We start from the raw sequence: 17,340 nt of genomic DNA on the forward strand, positions 1-17,340 counted from the left end.
TGGGGCATCAGGCGAGTTCATTGTTCTTATACTTTGCATATTCTTTTAAATATTGCTGACCCAGTTTTTCTTTTTGCTTGTCATCTAAAATTTTTCCTGCCTGTTGGAAAAATTTATGCTCTTCTTCTTTTAAATGATGATGAACGACTTCACTTAATTGTTTAGCAATCGCTAACCAACTAGGGCTACTCATATCCGTTTCTTCAAGCTGCTCAACCAACTCATCCATTTCATGATGTTCTGATAATGCATGGCGACTAATATCCAGCCCAATATCATTAAACATCAAGGGAATATAAAGATAGCGATCTTCAGCAACCGAATGTGCCCACAGTTCATTTTTTAAGTTTTTAAATAATTGTTCTCGTTCTTCAGTATGTCCATGCGTTTGTACCAGTCGCTCTGAAAGTGAACGCTGATTTTCATGACTTTCCCGCAATGCTTCAAAAATATTCATCTATTTATAAGTCCTATTCTGGCTATTATCATGTGGCTAAATAAGAAAAAGGTAACCCTTTGGCTACCTTCAGTTTACTTTTTTGATGTGATAAAAAAAGATTATTGATGTCAAAATCTGTTTCAGAACGTTGCTTTAGCCATTAGCCTGTTACAAACATTTGATAACCAATACGACAGATGAGAATTGAAACTAAAATCAAAAAGATGATCCGGACAAATCCACTGCCATATTTCAGCGCAACACGTACACCAACAACCGAACCAATAACATTGGCGACTGCCATCATTAAACCGATATGAAAAATAACATGACCTGTAGGCGCCAAAAAGCTAAGAGCGGCAATATTCGTCATAAAATTTCCGATTTTTGATAATGCTGAGGCATGCAAAAAATCAACATTCAAAAAGCGGATAAAGAAAAAAATAAAAAAACTACCTGTTCCCGGACCAAAAATACCGTCATAAAAACCAATGAGTAGACTGCCAATTGCAGCCAACACTAAAACTTTAGGGGTAATGCTTAAAGCGACATGGACTTGCCCAAAGTTCTTTTTAATCAATGTATAGATCGCAATAACGATGAGCATTACAAATACAAATGGGCGCAAAACAGATTGAGGAATTAATGACAGACAGGCCGCACCTAAAAAGGAGCTAATCAATGCACAAACTGCGATCACTGCAAGCAGTTTCCATTGTAGTTTAACCCTGCGTACAAAAGTATATGCCGCAGAAGCCGTTCCAAAAACCGATGAAAGTTTGTTCGTTCCAATCACCGTTGCAGGTGACATTTGCGGAAAAGTACTCATAATCGCAGGAATCTGAATCAGGCCACCGCCACCTACTGCTGCATCAATTGCACCTGCACAAAACGCAAAAAAGATTAAGCTGAGTATGACTTCAATTTCCATCGGGGAGCTATGCCTATAAGTTTAAAATACGCTTCGGCACCAATCTTTTTTTATCGGTAATTTCAGCCAGACCCAAACATTGATCCTGATCAAACACCAGAACTTCAGGCGCAGGCCCATGTTCAATATTGCTTTCCTGACCATTGCAGAAGTATTTGTGGCGACCTTCTGGGATTTGAACTTTCGGTAAATATTCGACTGGTGCGTAGGCCGGCAATAATAGCATATCGCGAGCGGATTCATTAAGTTGCTCTAAATATTCAATGCTATATTCTGGAATTAATTCAAAATGCCCCGTCTGAGTACGATGTAACTGGGTTAAATGACCACCACAGCCGAGTGCTTCACCAATATCTTCACCTAATACACGAATATAAGTTCCCTTAGAACAAGTCACATCCAAGGTTAAACTTTCTGCATCAAAATCAATTAATTTTAACTCATAGATCGTCACAGGGCGGGCTGCACGTTCAATTTCAATACCCTGTCTTGCCAACTCATACAAAGGACGTCCGTCGCGCTTTAAGGCTGAGTACATAGGCGGTACTTGCTCAATCTCACCACGGAACTGATTTAGTACTCGCTCAATACTTTCACGGGTCAATACTGGAACCCTTCTGGTTTGTAGGATCTCCCCTTCCACGTCACCCGTTGAAGTGGTTTGTCCGAGTTTGACTACAGTTTGATAACGCTTGGTTGAATCTAATAAATAATGCGAAAACTTGGTGGCTTCTCCCAGACAAATAGGCAATAAGCCTGTGGCCAATGGATCAAGTGCACCTGTATGCCCCGCCTTCTGTGCCCGAAACAACCAACGAACTTTTTGTAGTGCCGCATTTGAGCTAATTCCTAAAGGTTTATTCAACAGAAAAACACCACTTAAGTGGCGACGAGGAATTTTTCCAGATTTAGCGGTCATGTGTGTCCAGTGCAAGGCAGTCAAAACTGCCGCCATGTTATCAAATCCGCTTATCCATTTTTACAGTATTTTATGTTTAGTGTGCTATTTTTATGCATGGATTCTTTAAATCTACTAAAACAAAAAAATGAAATAGGGATGGATCTCTAGATGCAAGGATTTCGCAATCATTATGTTTGGATCACTATTGGTTTTATTCTTCTGCTCGTGATTGGTTTGGTATTCTGGCTTAAACCTCAGCCCGCCAATGGGTCAATATCTACTCAGGAGAACTCAAAGCAAAAGATCATCGGGCAAAGTGCTTTGACGCCATCATCCCCTTTATCAAATTTAAGCTCATCAACATTCAATAGCCCGAGTCAGGCAGACACCCAGATTAACTGCCAGCTTCAGCTGGATAATCACAATAGCTTAATCGTGAATGAGCAAACCAAGGATTGCTTTGAATATTTTATTAGCCAGTATGGCGAAAAAAGTATTCCCCAAATTGACGATGATTTTAAAAAGTATTTACAGGGAAATTATCAACAACCTGCTTTATCCCAGATTCAGGATCTTTGGAGTCGTTATTTAAAATATCGCCAGCAGCTTGGAGAACTCACCCCACCGAATTTAAAACAGGATGACCCAGCTTATTATCGTGCAATTTTTAGCAATATGAAAAATCTACGCCAAAAATTTTTCTCCGCTTATGAAATTTCGGGACTGTTTGGGAGTGAGGATATTTATCATGAATATACACTGAACCGTATGGCAATACTGGATGATAAAAATCTCTCTGAAAGCGATAAAGCCAAACGTTTAAAAGCACTATTCGATCAGCTTCCTCAAGATTGGCAGGAAAACCTACAACAGACTACAAAACTTGAAGAACTGAGACATTTAACTCAAGCAATTCAAGAGCGTCATGGCTCTCCAAGTGAATTGCGGCAGATGCGTTTGAATCTGGTGGGAGCAGAGGCTACCCAACGTTTAGAAACATTGGATCAAAACCGTGATAGTTGGAAAAGTCGAGTTAATCAATATCTAGATCAGCGTGACAATATTTTAAGTAGCAGTATGTCTGAGGCGGCCAAGCAACAAGCCATTCATCAATTACGTCAGCAGTCTTTTGACCAACCACAGGAGCAGCTACGCTTACAAACGTTTGAATCAGTTCACGATCAAGGCGGGAAATTACCTTTTTCCAATTAAAATAATAGTAATCACAGGAGGATGCCTTTTAAACCATTTGCTGGAGAGGACAGCCAGCAAAAAATCCAAAAACAAAAAGAGGATAAGATCAAATGCGATCAAGATTATTCATAACAGGACTTCTCAGTTGCCTTGTAATCCAAAGCAGTTTTGCTGCGGAAGGGTTACAAAGTGCAGAAACAAAAAATGTTATTTCAGACTATGCCAAAACCAAATACCCTTTAGTATTTGTACATGGAATGTTTGGATTCAACCGTTTAGGTTCAGCCGAATTTGGGTTGGATTATTGGTATCAGGTATTGCCCGATTTAGCCAAAAATGGGGCAACTGCCTATGCGACACAGGTTTCACCACTTGAATCCACAGAAGTACGTGGTGAGCAACTCCTACAGCAAGTCGAAGAAGTCGTTGCACTGACTGGAAAAAACAAAGTCAATCTCATTGGCCACAGTCATGGCGGTCCAACAGCACGTTATATTGCAGGGGTCAGACCAGATCTAGTTTCCTCAGTCACTAGCGTCGCGGGTACAAACTTTGGCTCTCCTGTCGCCGATTTGGTTCAGAACGTGCCGTTACTCAATACTGCACTGGCTGCTGCGGTAGATGCTTTAGTTTCGCCTATTATTAGCTATGCACAACTTCGGTCTAAATTGCCCAGTGATTTTAAAGCATCTATTCGTAGTTTATCTGCTCAGGGGGCAGCAGAATTTAATACTAAATTCCCACTCGGCTTGCCATCCAAAGCTTGTCAGGATGGGCCTGCAACGGCCAACGGTATTGCATTTTATTCATGGACAGGTGCTGCACAGACTACCAACCTCCTAGATCCTGATACCTTACTTACTTCAATGGGCTACGTCGCATTTAGTGGTCAAAAGAATGATGGTCTGGTGAGTCAATGCAGCAGTCGACTCGGAAAAACCATTCGAGATGACTACTATCATAATCATTTTGATGAAGTGAATCAGGTACTCGGGTTACGCAGTGTTTTCTCGGCAGATCCTGTGTCGCTTTATCGTCAACATGCTAATCGTCTTAAACTACAAGGTTTATAACAAACATAAAAAATGCGCCAGATTCGGCGCATTTTTTTGCTTGAAAACAAAGTTAAGATTAACCTTGTTTACGTGCTGGCAATTTTTCACGAATACGTGCAGCTTTACCAGACAAGTCACGAAGATAGTAAAGTTTCGCACGGCGAACATCACCACGACGTTTCACTTCAATTTTAGCAACAACTGGAGAGTGAGTTTGGAAAACACGCTCAACACCAACACCGCTAGAAATTTTACGAACAGTGAACGCAGAGTTTAGGCCACGGTTTTTCTTCGCAATCACAACACCTTCAAATGCCTGAAGACGCTCACGATCACCCTCTTTTACTTTAACTTGGACAATAACTGTGTCACCAGGAGCAAAAGCAGGAATGTCTGATTTTAACTGTGAATTTTCAATTGCTTGAACTAAAGGATGTTTACCACTCATTGTGGAATCTCCAATATGTGCGGGAGAGAAGAGGTCTCTTACACCGCTGGGGATAGAGGCTAAAGCGCATATCAACCCGTTTAACTTTCCCTTTAAGACAAAACAAAACTGCCTTAACTTAAAGAGCCTATTTTTAACTTAAACCAAGTTTAAGCAGAACTCGAAGCAACGCTTCTCGTTGGATACGGGGAAAAACAATCATCATGTTTGCTTATCGTCGTGCAAAAGCAAAGCTTTTACCTTCTGGCGGAGCTTTCACTCCTTAGGGCAGCCATCATTTAATCACTGCCATTCCCTCGTTCATCTTTGAGCCATTTTTTTTGCTGCTTACTCAACGTAACCTGCTCAAGCAACTCAGGTCTGCGCGCAAGTGTACGTTGATAACGTTGCAAAAAACGCCATTTTTCAATATTGGCGTGATGTCCTGATTTCAGTACCTCAGGCACATCTAGCCCTTCAAAATGGTCAGGCTTGGTATATTGCGGGCAGTCTAACAAACCATCCACAAAAGAATCCTGTATATGCGATTGCTCATCAGACATAACATCTGGCAGACGCCGAATAATACTGTCTAAAAGCACCATCGCTGGCAATTCACCACCCGATAAAACATAATCACCAATTGACCATTCTTGATCAATATAACGCTGGATCAAACGCTCATCGACGCCCTCATAACGACCACACAGTACAATTAAGCCATCGTATTGGACGAATTGTTGTACCGCCTGTTCATTTAAGGTTTTACCTTGTGGCGACATATACACCACAGGTGCATGAACACATCCTGCTTGGCTCGCAAGTTGTTTGGCATGTTGAATTGCTTTTGCCAAAGGCTCAGCCATCATCACCATACCAGGGCCACCACCAAATGGACGTTCATCCACTCGTTTATAGTTACCCTGTGCAAAATCACGTGGGTTGATACAGGTCACCTGTACCATGTCACGCTTGGCTGCACGACCACTAATCCCATATGCAGTAATTGCATCGAACATTTCAGGAAACAGTGTAATGACTGCAAAAAACATCGCAGACTCCTCTATTTTCCTACTGCGTTCGTACTCCACTACTTATTCGTAATTTAGTAATCTACGCCCCAATTGACGTAAATACGACCCGCTTCAAGATCAACACGCTGTACTACATCTTTATGCCAAGGAATCATGCGCTCTTCAGCATCCACACTATCAGCAGTGGCACGAACCACCATGACATCGTTGGCACCTGTTTCAAAAAGCTCATGAATCTGCCCAAGATTTACTTCTTGCTCATCTTCACTTAGTCCCAAAACTGTAAGACCTTTGAGATCAGACCAGTAATACTCGTCCACATCTGCTTTTGGCAATTGTGATTTAGCAACCCAGATATTGGCACCTACCAGACTATCAGCAGTAGTGCGATCACTCACACCTTTTAAGCTCACAACCAGACCTTTACCATGCGGTTTCCAGCGTTTTACATCTATAGTTTGCCAACCTGCTTTGGTCTCGATGTACCAAGGCAGATAGTCAAACATATTGCTCATAGGTTCTGTATTGGAATACACCCAGAGCCATCCATTTAAACCATAGGCTGAACGTAACTGTCCAATCTGGATACGATCTTCGGGAACATTCAGTGCTGAGGTCATGGATTACCTACTACTGATTAAGCAGCAGTTGCAGCTTTTTTAGCTTGAGCAGCTAAAGAAGCAACACGCTCAGATGGTTGAGCACCTTGAGAAACCCAGTGAGCAAAACGGTCTGCATCTAAACGAAGTTTTTCTGCTTGACCTTGAGCTGTTGGGTTAAAAAAACCAATACGTTCGATGAAACGACCATCACGTGCATTGCGGCTATCAGTCACAACGATTTGATAGAATGGACGTTTTTTTGCACCACCGCGCGCTAAACGAATAACAACCATGATAAAAGCCTTATAATTCTTACGGATTATCCCTGTAGCCGACCATCGGCAACACTTCAAACCCCTTTCATAGAGGGCGATATTCTACGTGATATTTAAGCCAAATGAAAGATGCTTTTTAGAGTTATCCGCAGTTTTGAATTTAGAGTTTAACGGCCATCCCAGTTGGAGGTGGCAGAGGGTACACATGGGGTTCCATCATTCTTATCCGTTCCTTTAGTCCAGCAACGCTCTCCCCTATGATTCAATACAATATGCCCATCACCGAATTGACCAGCGTTTGTAATTGGAGTCGCTGTCAGTGTCCATGTTCCAGTTGTGACATTAGATAAGGCTAAGTCATATAGAGGAGTACTAGATTGAGGAATTTGACTAGATTGACCGATATCACTTAAGCTAATTGCTGAATCATTTGATTTTAGATAAGAAAAATTTACAATTTTATATTTTTGCAGTCTATTCGCAATATTCATCATATCTGCTTGCGCGTCAGTACGTTTAGTCTTATGAACATATTCTTGATAAGATGGATATGCTATTGCGGCCAAAATACCAATAATAGCCACTACTATCATTAATTCAATCAAACTGAACCCATAGCTCTTCATTACCATTCCTCCGAACCAATACCGCAGGTCGTAAATGTAATATTTGCTTGAGTTTTATTTTTACATTGTATACCTGTACTCGTCATTAAAAATGAGTAATTTTTTTCATCATCATTTAGCACACGAATTGCCCAATTTTGACCACTTGCTGTAGCGGCTGTTAATAATGGATTACCTACTGCTGCATCTCTAACTTCAAAAGCTGTAGAGGGATATCCCCCCTGTACTGTTCGTGCAGATAGATTATAACCAAGGTAGTTAAAGTTCCTAGATTTCCAGCGAGCAAGCTCACCTGCAATACGTTGAATTTCTTGTTGAGCCTGAGACGCTTGAGCACGGCGAACATACCCTTGATAGCTTGGAATAGCAATTGCTGCAAAAATTGCAACAATTGCTAGCACTGTCATTAGTTCTATCAAAGTAAAACCTTGTCTCTGGGATAAAATATGCTTCATAAATTACCCCTTTATTTTAGACTGGCACGTTCATACCAGCGTTGTGGAATTAAACACATTTGGGTTGCTTCGCCTTTACCCACTCCACCAGTCACTGTAATAGCCATACGTCCACCTGTACTAGCACAATAATTAGAAGCACTTGCCACTGGACCGTCATCAGTTCCTCCACCAGTTCCTCCACCAGTTCCTCCACTAGTTCCTCCACCACAATTATCACCTGTACAATTACCTACGGTCACATTATGGATACCAATGCCTATAGGTGCTCCTCGACTTCCTCCATCATCCACAGATGAAGATTTACATTGCCCATAAGGTAAACAGAATGAACTTAATAAGCTTTCTCCTTTAACACCCGCACCGCAATCTCCAGAAAGCCCTGGTTTACTGCTATCAAATGTCGAAACATATAAACGATAGTTCATTGCAAGCGGGGTACCAAACACTTTTTCACTTTGCAACTTATAGTCACTACACCCTGTTTTTGTTCCATCTATACCCGCAACACAGTTATCAAATTCATAATACCAACCATCTTTCCCTCCATAAGGAGCGATAAGGGTAGTATCGCTATAACGATTGCTTTCTGTCAGCTTGCCTAAAGTCGCTCGAGTAATATTCTGAGTATTTGAACTGCCTGTAGTAAATAAACTTTTTTTCGCTACATCTTTATCATAAATATTATAAACTGCATCATTATTAGTATTAGCAGCGCCTGTTGTATAGCTCACTAAAGGCTTACTACGATTACCACTTCCTATGGAAATGACCGCAAAAGTCTCACCATTATTACTATATATAGAGAATCCTGGCATATCATAAAAACGAGGGCTTTTACCACTATTTTCATGCAAGTTTAATAACCGAACAGGAGTTTTGGCGAAACTAGTTAAACTCGATGCGTTATTATCTAAATCGATACGGAACAGTTGCCCACCCAAATCACCAAAGTATAAATGGTCAATAAGATCATCACCATTTCGATCGACAGTACGAATTTCACTAACAACACTATATTTTAAATTTTCATTATTTGTGCCAATAGGTAAGGTAGATCCTGTACTCGTGGTTGCATTTGCGCTTGACCACCATAATAGAGTACCAGCTTTAATTGTATTGCCATTTTTATCTACACTGTCTTCGGCACTAAACATATATATTCCAGCACCTTTCTTATTAGTTTGATCATAGCCATCGCTTTCATAGCCAGTGTCATAACCACCGCCAACAAACATCACTAAGGTACGTTTACCATTCCAATTTACATAACCAAGTGCCGGTTTCGACCAACTTTGCCCCATATAACTGAGTGGTCCACTTGTTACAGCATCAGGATTAATATGGAATTTTAATGCAGGATTACTAATATTTGCCAAATCCAAAGAATAATAACTTCGGCCACCCATACGTAATCCACCAAACGCCAACTGTTTACCTTTCTGATCTGTTCCCTTACCTTTTCCTACAGTCAAATTTCCAGAACTATCAATAACGTATTCAGTATATAAAGCCCAAGGTCCATCTATACCATAGTAAAGATTACTCATTCCACCATTAGTCGAGGTGTAGTTAAGAAATGCTTGTTTTTGACTATCAACCATTTCATTAGGTACGAACGCAAATTTTTCTTGCCCCGTTTTAGCATCCACAACTTGCAATAAACCTTGTGTAGTACCAAACAATACATAGTCTTCCCGATTAGTTGATTCTATTTTCTTTGTAGTGGAGTTATATGCAACCTTACCTTTATTGGTTACTAATACTGGAAGTGAATGCATTACTGAACCAATTTGACGTAATTCAGCTGCCGTATTTAAAGAGGCGGCAGTAATCGTTGATGGATTAGCGGCATCAACCACGTATCCCAATAAACTAATTAAATAACCACGATCTGGATCATTCTGATAGGTAGTATCTGTTAAATAATCCAAATTAATTTGTCTTAGACTTGTTCCATCACCAAATGTTGCTGAAGTTCCTGTTCCAGTTGCTACGCGATTGGTAAACAACTTACGCTGAACTTTTCCATCTGTATCCGTACGCAATTTCAGTTGGGACCAAGCCCCACCTTTCGCTGAAAACTTTTTACTTCCAAATGTATTTTCATCTGCGTCAGCAATAGTGCTACTACTATCAATGCTCGTTGACCAAAAATCATAAGTAGCAGTTAATAATTTACCGCTATCGTCGTAAGTTGGGGTAATCAATCTACCTTTACTATCTGTAACGCTTGCTCCACTTCGGCCTTCTAACTTTCCAGATTCCGCAACTAAATATTTCTTTAAATTTCCCGCCCAGAGCTGATAACCTTTGTCTGGAGAAGGCTGAAATTGTTGGTAATAAGCATCATCCTGTAAAACAGCCGGATTCAGCATATCCTTTGGAATTGTTGGCGACCCCGTGGTCACTGATGGAATATCTGTATTTAAGTCACCTAAGAATGAATTAACACTATTAACAATATCTTGTGAACTATTTCCTGAATACCAGCCCCCTTCTCCAATAATTCCCCAATATGCGGCTTTTTTAACATCTGTATCAATTGTACCTAATGCTGCAATATTTTGTGCCTGTGTTTTTGTTCGATCAAAAGAAGATAAGTTATTAAAATCAGAACCAAAACCAACAACGGCCGTTCTAATTTTTAAACCTGCTGGATTATTTACTGTATTTAATAAATTTTGTACAAACTTATGCATACAATCCCAGCCACTATCAGAATCGGTACAGCTCAAAGTCGAACTTTTTGCAGCGGTTAAGGCATTTTTCATTAAAGACTGGGCACTTGTATTATTATTTGGTGCACCATCTGTAAGAACATATATCCCTTGTCCACTACATTGCTTAACCTCATCACTTTGCTGCAAGGAGTCAGGTTTTTTATAGAAGGTTTGATCGGTATTTTTGGTGTCAGTATAAGAATTTTCAAAACCACTATCCGTTGCTGAGGTCTTAAAGTCTTCGTTTTCATATACACAATTACCTGTAGTACTTGTACCACTTACTGGAACTGTACATGACGAGGTACTATACGGTACTGTAGCAGGGTTAGTTGTACCAGTTGAACCCCATGTAGTACAACCACTTGAGGTAAAAGCTGTACAACTTTGATAATACGGTGTTGTTCCTGTCGAAGTAGTACTAGTATAAACACCTTTATAATAATATTTTTTGCTTGAACTACCTGTATAATATAGCGTTGTATATGTTATTACTTTCCCACTGGTTGAACTGGAAGTACTTGCCGTGTAACTCGCAAGTGTTGATGCCGTTGGTGCTGTAGTTGGTGTATAAGTACAATTAGAACTATTTGTACTACCACTCGCAGAAGCATTACCACAAGCAGAGTATGTCGTTCCTGAAGTGGTAATTACATCAGGATAATATCTAAAATACTTCGGAATATTTACAGTGGTTGTTCCAGCTGTCCTTGTTCCAAATAAATATGCTGCTGTTTCAGCATAAGCATTGGCCGTTGGCGTCCCCCCCCTTGCTCCCAATTGAGCGATTTCATTTAACAAAATCTGACGTTGTGAAACACCATTAACAATGGTACCTAATGGCCGTGCAGGTATACGTACTTGACCTGTGGTATTATCAGCAGTTAATGGTGCACCCGAACTATTAAAACTGGTTGGTCGAGAGTAAGTTGATAAACCAATGACCTTGGCATCATCTAAACGAATAATCCCTTTAGTTGTATTCCCATATAGCAAATCGAACAAACCGTCTTTAACGCGAGTAATACGGTCATAATATTTAGTCGTTGCTCCGGTTACATCTTTATAATAATAAGTAATTGTACTACTTCCACTACCACTACTTGTTGTGGACATATCTGTTGTAGACATATTGGAGCTAGAGATAGATGTTATACAATCACTCTGTGAGATCGAACCACTAGTACCACAACGATAATAAGCATAGTTGTTATTCCTATTACCAGTACGCTTATAATAGTAAGTTCTTGTTGTATCCGTTACATTACAATAATAACGCTTGTAGGTCGGTGAACCATTAGTCGAATCTTCACTACCACTACCATTACTACTTGGAGCGTCACAAGCCCCTGCATCATTTGTTAATTGCGGCGCCCCCATACTTCCCGAAATATCCAGCATAAACATTAGCGTAATTTGTCCTGATTTAGCTTCCTGATAAATATCAATATCGCTAGCCTGAACAACGCTGGTCATAATTAAACTGGTAGATATTGCCGCAATACTGGTCGCAAGCAATTTATGAGGGTAGGATTTTTTTAGTATTTTCTGAATCTGATTCATTTTCCTTGCTCCTACTTATACAAAATCTTGCGCGATTAGGTATTCGGTAACTTGGGTAGTAAACGGTATATTTCGACGTGCCAAACATTCTGTCACACTATCTTTTGCCCCTGTAGCTGGCGTTATTCCTGATGGCATAGTGACTTCACTCATATGCGAATTGAGACATTCATCAATATCGGCCGATGACTCGCTAGAGAATGTCGGCATAATCGATACTGCAAATACCTTTACAGGCTTATTTTTTTCAAATTTTACGCCATTTGAATCGGTACCATATTGCATTGCATAAAATGGATCATTTTCTGATTGACTAGAAAACTTCACGGAAACCTGTGTCATTACTGCTCTACGTCCAGAAGTAAAAAAGTTTCCACTTGAGGCAGAAACACTGCAATAGCCATCTTTACCTAAGGCATCATTTGTAGGCTGGGTTTTTCCTGCTTCCCACATCATTAAGCTGGCTCGATTAATATCAAAAAAAGCGGACTCTTCCCCTCGAAAGCAGAACACCATTTCTTTATCTTTATTTGCTGCGCCATTGATATAACCAAACATGCCACTTGCAGTTAAGCTTTGAATTAAATTGTCTTCTCTTTCAACATTGAAAAAAGCACTATCTGAATTTTGTATTAATAACTGTTGTGCTTGACCATTTGTAGCAATACCTAGTGAAATTAAACTTTGTCGCACTGCAAGAGTCCCAATAATCATAATAACTAATAGCATAATCATTACTACAATTAAGGCCGCCCCGCGTTGAAATGAATAATGTCTCATTTCCCTCTCTCCCCAAAAGTATTACGCAATGCGATATTTTGCACGACCACTTGCCTCACATATTTTGGCGCGGATGCAGCTGGCGTTTTAACCTTAATAGATTGGTCTAAGACCTGAAATATTTGGCTATTATCAATAATGGCATCATTACCTGCAGGTTGAGCAGAACGAACCAATGCACCTAGTTGTATAGAAAGAATCCTTGGGCGTGAACCTGCAGCAATATCCATATAATCCTTAAATGAAATATAGCGATAATTGGCACCACTCTGGACACCTAATAACACCCTAAAATAATCCACTCTTTTCATAATAATTTGCCCGGAAGTACTACCAAATAATCGCGTTCCCAGGGCGGAAGATGGTGCTCCACCTTCTACTTTTGTAACTGCTGGTGTTTCAGCAATGGCATAAAAACCAGCTTCACAAGCTAAAGCAAGCGGAGTATTAGGTTCATTAGATGCTGCACTAGCGTCTGATCTTAAAAAATAACGTTGAACAATCATTTGCTGACCAAAGGGAAGACCTCCCCCAGGATCTTCAACCTTAAATCTCAGTTCACGCCCTTCACAATCATAACCGCCTACCCACTCATCATCACTGGTAGCTGGTGAGCCTTTATCATCCAGAATATACTGCGGTCGATATTGAATAGTCAGTTGATCACTTGATAAACTTCCATCGGAATCGGTAACAACATTGGAGGCACCTGTCCATGCCGGAGCAGTGCCAGCACTCATCCCATTACTTCTAGATAGAAAATTAACCCCAGCACTATTTCCAACGATAGTGCGAAATAAATTACTTAAAGGTCTAGCAGGAGTATATGATCCATCTTTCGTCGCATTAACAGAAGAAGTTAAAACAACTCCGCCATAACTCGTCTGATCATTAATTTCAGAAACAGAGATATTTAAATTTGTTAGACGAATATCTCTTGTTATGTAATTTAAACCAAAGTTAGCATTATCCTGTAAATCGGTCATTCCTTGCTGGAGGGTATAACTACGTTGAGCCGTAAGAAATAACATTATTGCAGCAGCAGAAATCACTAACCCCAACGCTAGAGAAATCATTAATTCAATTAAAGTCAGTCCTGCTTGATTTTTTAGCATCAGTACATCTCCATAATCAAGCACGTTGAGACAGGATCATAAGCTGTACTGGTTGTACAATTTCCCTCCCCATTTGCTTCTCCATTAAGGGGAGCCGTATCCCCCCAAGCAATATAAACACAATTACGATTGTCATTATTGCCAGGACAAGCAACTAAATTTACCGACATCCCTACTGAATGTGCCCTTGTAGTGATTTGAGCCACATCAAAATCAGCTAACTCTGTTACATTACAATCTGCGGTAAAACAATTTTTTGTCGAAGTTGTTTGGTTGGCTGCTGTTTTTATTTCAGTTTCATAAGTTGCCAATGATCCTCGATTGACACGTACTCGCTCTGCTAAATCTCTTGCAAGATTCATTGCCTGAACTCGATAATTACTCTCGGATGTAGCCTCAACTGCACGGTATTGCAAAGCAATAAATCCTAATATGCCAATTGCCAAAATTAGTAACGCGACTAATATCTCTATTAATCCTACGCCACGTTGATTTTTTATAGTTATTAGCATGTTGAGCTCTCTGTAATATTTACTGTACCCATTAAAGATATATCAATACTTTTAGATTTATCCCCACCGCTTTTATTGCAAATAACAAAAGGCTTATTTTTAATATTTGCATCAAAATCTTTCACACCACCACTCAATAAAAAAGTAATTTCTGTCGGTGATCCAGATTTTAAAACTGCATCGCCTGTGGGTATCCAATATAGGGTTGTTGCAGTATCTGGAGTTTGTTCAGTTTTACTTAAATCGACTGTCATTTCTTTACGCTCTAACACAGCTTTTGAACGTGCCTGATTCAACTGAGATACAAGCTGCTGCGTACTTCTATTAAAATTTTGTGCCAAAGCCATATTCCTAAAAGAAGGCACCGCCATTGTCGCAATGACTGCTAACACTGCAATAGTGACCATTAATTCAATTAGCGTAAATCCTGAACCCTTAACCATTGTCCGCCCTACTTTTTATAACCGCTTTTTTTATGATTCTAGATTAACTGTTTTTTTTACAGAACCAATACAATCAAGATTAAGGGCGTAAAAAAACGGATGAGTAGCACTCATCCGTTTTTTTAGGTCTTTACTGGGTAAAAATTAAGCTTGAACCACTTGTATTCTTAACTCTTTTGGCAAGCTAAATGTAATATTTTCCTCTCGCCCATCTAACTCTTTTGGTGCTTCTGCTCCCCAATCTTGCAAACGCTGAATGACCTGTTTAATTAAAATTTCTGGAGCAGATGCACCTGCTGTTACCCCGATTTTATCCTGAGGTTTAAACCAAGCCTGTTCAAGCTGATCTGCATTATCCACTAAATACGCCGATTTCCCCATACGCTCTGCAAGTTCACGAAGTCGGTTGGAATTGGACGAATTTGGAGAACCTACCACAAGCACCACATCGCACTGCGCAGCTAAATCGCGTACCGCATCCTGACGGTTTTGCGTAGCGTAGCAAATGTCATCTTTACGTGGTCCCTGAATATGAGGAAAACGTGAACGCAATGCATCAATGACTTTAGCTGTATCGTCGATAGATAAAGTAGTTTGTGTCACAAAGGCTAACTTTTCAGGATGTTTTACCGCTAGCTCAGCAACATCTTGTTCATCTTCAACCAGATAAATATTTCCGCCACTTTTTTTGTCATATTGTCCCATGGTGCCTTCGACTTCTGGATGACCTTCATGACCAATTAAAATCGCCTCTGTGCCCTCACGCGCGTATTTAGTCACTTCAATATGCACTTTAGTGACCAAAGGACACGTGGCATCAAAGACTTTTAAACCTCGCTGCTCCGCCTCAAGCTGAACAGCTTTAGAAACGCCATGTGCACTAAAAATCACGATCGAATCATCTGGAACTTGATCCAGCTCATCAACAAAAATCGCGCCACGCTGACGCAAATCATCTACCACAAACTTATTGTGAACCACTTCATGACGCACATAAATGGGAGGGCTAAAACATTCAAGTGCACGATTGACGATTGCAATCGCACGGTCTACACCAGCACAAAAACCTCGTGGATTTGCCAATACGATTTGCATATGATCCTCAACAACTGACTGAAATGAACAATATTTTAAATTTTTAAGTGAGATAGCGGGCTAAAGTTGGTCTTCGACTCTTTAGTTTAAGCTGTCGGTACACTACAATAGCGAAGATATTTTATCATATCAGGAAAAATATCATGTCGGGTCTATTGTTTGTCGTTTCTGCTGCATCAGGAACAGGCAAAACATCTTTAGTCAAAGCCCTACTGGAGCGTGTCACCAATTTACACGTTTCCGTTTCGCATACCACCCGTGGACAGCGATCAGGTGAACTCGACGGCGTACACTATCATTTTACCACAAAAGACGCTTTTCTAAGCCACGTTGAACAGGGTGGTTTTATTGAATATGCTGAGGTTTTTGGTAACTATTATGGAACCTCACAAGCTACTGTAGAACAGCAACTTGCAAAAGGTCATGATGTATTACTCGAAATTGACTGGCAAGGTGCACAACAGGTTCGCCGGCTTTTCCCTGATTCCCGACAAATTTTTATTCTTCCTCCTAGCCAGTTTGATTTACGTCAGCGCTTATCCAACCGTGGCACAGATTCTGTTGAAATCATTGAGCATCGCTTGAGCTGTGCCGTTGAAGATATGCAGCAATATGTCAATTTTGATTATGTGATTATTAATGATGACTTTAATAAAGCACTGCACGACCTTGAATCCATTATTACTGCAAACCGCCTGACTTTGGCACAGCAAGTTTATCGTCATCAGCCTCTGATTGAACAGCTCATCACCCCGAATAACGAATAAACTTGAGTCTGCGCCCAATACATTTTATACTTCGCAGTCTAGTTGTATTTATAACCCGAGAATTTATATGGCACGCGTAACCGTTGAAGATTGTTTAGACCATGTAGACAACCGCTTTGAGCTTGTACTAGTGGCAAGCAAACGCGCGCGTCAACTGGCTCGTCAGGGCATTGAACCGACTGTAGAATGGGACAATGACAAACCGACTGTAGTTGCATTACGTGAAATTGCTACAGGTCATGTCACTAAAGATATTTTAAAACAGCGCGATCAAGATTATCAAACGTCTAGTCTTGATTTAGCTTTATCTGCAAATAGCTTAAATCTGGAAGGCTTTTCTTTCCAATAAGCTTTTGTTCAGTGAAAAAGAGTGCTTATATAGCACTCTTTTTTATACCCGAAA

At 40.2% G+C, this 17,340-nt stretch carries 19 protein-coding genes; 4 read left to right on the forward strand and 15 right to left on the reverse strand.

Annotated features, from left to right (window positions below; all coding sequences use genetic code 11):
- Positions 1-7 precede the first annotated feature (7 nt).
- The 3 genes from IAE19_RS13935 to truB all read right to left on the reverse strand — a co-directional run bounded on the left by IAE19_RS13935 (position 8) and on the right by truB (position 2,289).
- A complete protein-coding gene (locus IAE19_RS13935; RefSeq protein ID WP_200461516.1) occupies positions 8-457 on the reverse strand; it encodes a hemerythrin domain-containing protein in 450 nt (149 codons plus the stop codon).
- Positions 458-599: 142 nt separating this feature from the next.
- Entirely contained in the window at positions 600-1,370 is a 771-nt protein-coding gene (locus IAE19_RS13940) for a sulfite exporter TauE/SafE family protein (RefSeq protein WP_200461517.1), read from the reverse strand.
- A gap of 13 nt (positions 1,371-1,383) precedes the next feature.
- Positions 1,384-2,289, reverse strand: a complete 906-nt coding sequence (gene truB / locus IAE19_RS13945; RefSeq protein WP_200461558.1) for a tRNA pseudouridine(55) synthase TruB — start codon at positions 2,287-2,289, stop codon at positions 1,384-1,386.
- Positions 2,290-2,439: 150 nt separating this feature from the next.
- On the opposite strand from truB, the gene IAE19_RS13950 reads away from it, so the two are divergent.
- Both IAE19_RS13950 and IAE19_RS13955 read left to right on the forward strand, forming a co-directional pair.
- The gene (locus IAE19_RS13950) at positions 2,440-3,483 is read left to right on the forward strand and encodes a lipase secretion chaperone (protein ID WP_200461518.1); all 1,044 of its coding nucleotides are present in this window, start codon (positions 2,440-2,442) and stop codon (positions 3,481-3,483) included.
- A 92-nt stretch (positions 3,484-3,575) separates the two neighbouring features.
- Positions 3,576-4,538, forward strand: a complete 963-nt coding sequence (locus tag IAE19_RS13955; protein ID WP_200461519.1) for an esterase/lipase family protein — start codon at positions 3,576-3,578, stop codon at positions 4,536-4,538.
- Between the two features lie 58 nt (positions 4,539-4,596).
- On the opposite strand, the gene rplS is transcribed toward IAE19_RS13955, so the two are convergent.
- The 12 genes from rplS to ispH all read right to left on the reverse strand — a co-directional run bounded on the left by rplS (position 4,597) and on the right by ispH (position 16,170).
- The gene (rplS, locus tag IAE19_RS13960) at positions 4,597-4,968 is read right to left on the reverse strand and encodes a 50S ribosomal protein L19 (RefSeq protein ID WP_200461520.1); all 372 of its coding nucleotides are present in this window, start codon (positions 4,966-4,968) and stop codon (positions 4,597-4,599) included.
- Between the two features lie 278 nt (positions 4,969-5,246).
- The gene (trmD, locus tag IAE19_RS13965) at positions 5,247-5,999 is read right to left on the reverse strand and encodes a tRNA (guanosine(37)-N1)-methyltransferase TrmD (RefSeq protein WP_200461521.1); all 753 of its coding nucleotides are present in this window, start codon (positions 5,997-5,999) and stop codon (positions 5,247-5,249) included.
- A gap of 53 nt (positions 6,000-6,052) precedes the next feature.
- Complete coding sequence (rimM, locus tag IAE19_RS13970) at positions 6,053-6,601, reverse strand: ribosome maturation factor RimM (protein ID WP_200461522.1); 549 nt, start codon at positions 6,599-6,601, stop codon at positions 6,053-6,055.
- Positions 6,602-6,618: 17 nt separating this feature from the next.
- Positions 6,619-6,876 carry a 30S ribosomal protein S16 gene (rpsP, locus tag IAE19_RS13975; protein ID WP_004923845.1) on the reverse strand — a complete coding sequence of 86 codons (258 nt, stop codon included), beginning with the start codon at positions 6,874-6,876 and terminating at the stop codon, positions 6,619-6,621.
- 149 nt (positions 6,877-7,025) lie between these two features.
- Positions 7,026-7,490 carry a type IV pilin protein gene (locus IAE19_RS13980; protein WP_200461523.1) on the reverse strand — a complete coding sequence of 155 codons (465 nt, stop codon included), beginning with the start codon at positions 7,488-7,490 and terminating at the stop codon, positions 7,026-7,028.
- A complete protein-coding gene (locus IAE19_RS13985; RefSeq protein ID WP_227611103.1) occupies positions 7,484-7,939 on the reverse strand; it encodes a type IV pilin protein in 456 nt (151 codons plus the stop codon). Before IAE19_RS13985 ends, IAE19_RS13980 begins: the two co-directional genes overlap by 7 nt.
- A gap of 11 nt (positions 7,940-7,950) precedes the next feature.
- Complete coding sequence (locus tag IAE19_RS13990; protein WP_200461524.1) at positions 7,951-12,225, reverse strand: pilus assembly protein PilY; 4,275 nt, start codon at positions 12,223-12,225, stop codon at positions 7,951-7,953.
- Positions 12,226-12,240: 15 nt separating this feature from the next.
- Positions 12,241-13,005: a PilX N-terminal domain-containing pilus assembly protein gene (locus IAE19_RS13995; RefSeq protein WP_200461525.1), complete on the reverse strand. Its 765-nt coding sequence runs from the start codon at positions 13,003-13,005 to the stop codon at positions 12,241-12,243.
- A complete protein-coding gene (locus IAE19_RS14000) occupies positions 13,002-14,120 on the reverse strand; it encodes a PilW family protein (protein WP_200461560.1) in 1,119 nt (372 codons plus the stop codon). Before IAE19_RS14000 ends, IAE19_RS13995 begins: the two co-directional genes overlap by 4 nt.
- Positions 14,120-14,632: a type IV pilus modification protein PilV gene (gene pilV / locus IAE19_RS14005; protein WP_200461526.1), complete on the reverse strand. Its 513-nt coding sequence runs from the start codon at positions 14,630-14,632 to the stop codon at positions 14,120-14,122. The genes IAE19_RS14000 and pilV overlap by 1 nt, the downstream gene beginning before the upstream one ends.
- On the reverse strand, positions 14,626-15,075 hold the full coding sequence (locus IAE19_RS14010; protein WP_200461527.1) for a GspH/FimT family pseudopilin: 450 nt from the start codon (positions 15,073-15,075) through the stop codon (positions 14,626-14,628). The genes pilV and IAE19_RS14010 overlap by 7 nt, the downstream gene beginning before the upstream one ends.
- A 144-nt stretch (positions 15,076-15,219) precedes the next feature.
- Entirely contained in the window at positions 15,220-16,170 is a 951-nt protein-coding gene (gene ispH, locus IAE19_RS14015) for a 4-hydroxy-3-methylbut-2-enyl diphosphate reductase (RefSeq protein ID WP_200461528.1), read from the reverse strand.
- A gap of 143 nt (positions 16,171-16,313) precedes the next feature.
- Here ispH and gmk point away from each other — a divergent pair, with 143 nt between their 5' ends.
- Together gmk and rpoZ are read left to right on the forward strand one after the other, a co-directional pair.
- Positions 16,314-16,937, forward strand: coding sequence for a guanylate kinase (gene gmk, locus IAE19_RS14020; protein ID WP_200461529.1), 624 nt, complete (start codon positions 16,314-16,316; stop codon positions 16,935-16,937).
- A gap of 67 nt (positions 16,938-17,004) precedes the next feature.
- A complete protein-coding gene (gene rpoZ / locus IAE19_RS14025; protein WP_120371097.1) occupies positions 17,005-17,286 on the forward strand; it encodes a DNA-directed RNA polymerase subunit omega in 282 nt (93 codons plus the stop codon).
- Positions 17,287-17,340 lie beyond the last annotated feature (54 nt).

This window comes from Acinetobacter sp. S40 (assembly GCF_016624705.1).
In the GTDB taxonomy this organism is placed as follows: domain Bacteria; phylum Pseudomonadota; class Gammaproteobacteria; order Pseudomonadales; family Moraxellaceae; genus Acinetobacter.

Coding starts and splice junctions, on each gene's coding strand:
- IAE19_RS13935 (WP_200461516.1), bottom strand. CDS start 457: ATGAATATTTTTGAAGCATTGCGGGAAAGTCATGAAAATCAGCGTTCA.
- ispH (WP_200461528.1), bottom strand. CDS start 16,170: ATGCAAATCGTATTGGCAAATCCACGAGGTTTTTGTGCTGGTGTAGAC.
- IAE19_RS13980 (WP_200461523.1), bottom strand. CDS start 7,490: ATGGTAATGAAGAGCTATGGGTTCAGTTTGATTGAATTAATGATAGTA.
- rplS (WP_200461520.1), bottom strand. CDS start 4,968: ATGAGTGGTAAACATCCTTTAGTTCAAGCAATTGAAAATTCACAGTTA.
- truB (WP_200461558.1), bottom strand. CDS start 2,289: ATGACCGCTAAATCTGGAAAAATTCCTCGTCGCCACTTAAGTGGTGTT.
- IAE19_RS13940 (WP_200461517.1), bottom strand. CDS start 1,370: ATGGAAATTGAAGTCATACTCAGCTTAATCTTTTTTGCGTTTTGTGCA.
- gmk (WP_200461529.1), top strand. CDS start 16,314: ATGTCGGGTCTATTGTTTGTCGTTTCTGCTGCATCAGGAACAGGCAAA.
- IAE19_RS14010 (WP_200461527.1), bottom strand. CDS start 15,075: ATGGTTAAGGGTTCAGGATTTACGCTAATTGAATTAATGGTCACTATT.
- trmD (WP_200461521.1), bottom strand. CDS start 5,999: ATGTTTTTTGCAGTCATTACACTGTTTCCTGAAATGTTCGATGCAATT.
- rimM (WP_200461522.1), bottom strand. CDS start 6,601: ATGACCTCAGCACTGAATGTTCCCGAAGATCGTATCCAGATTGGACAG.
- IAE19_RS13955 (WP_200461519.1), top strand. CDS start 3,576: ATGCGATCAAGATTATTCATAACAGGACTTCTCAGTTGCCTTGTAATC.
- IAE19_RS14000 (WP_200461560.1), bottom strand. CDS start 14,120: ATGCTAAAAAATCAAGCAGGACTGACTTTAATTGAATTAATGATTTCT.
- IAE19_RS13990 (WP_200461524.1), bottom strand. CDS start 12,225: ATGAATCAGATTCAGAAAATACTAAAAAAATCCTACCCTCATAAATTG.
- pilV (WP_200461526.1), bottom strand. CDS start 14,632: ATGCTAATAACTATAAAAAATCAACGTGGCGTAGGATTAATAGAGATA.
- rpsP (WP_004923845.1), bottom strand. CDS start 6,876: ATGGTTGTTATTCGTTTAGCGCGCGGTGGTGCAAAAAAACGTCCATTC.
- IAE19_RS13995 (WP_200461525.1), bottom strand. CDS start 13,005: ATGAGACATTATTCATTTCAACGCGGGGCGGCCTTAATTGTAGTAATG.
- IAE19_RS13985 (WP_227611103.1), bottom strand. CDS start 7,939: ATGAAGCATATTTTATCCCAGAGACAAGGTTTTACTTTGATAGAACTA.
- rpoZ (WP_120371097.1), top strand. CDS start 17,005: ATGGCACGCGTAACCGTTGAAGATTGTTTAGACCATGTAGACAACCGC.
- IAE19_RS13950 (WP_200461518.1), top strand. CDS start 2,440: ATGCAAGGATTTCGCAATCATTATGTTTGGATCACTATTGGTTTTATT.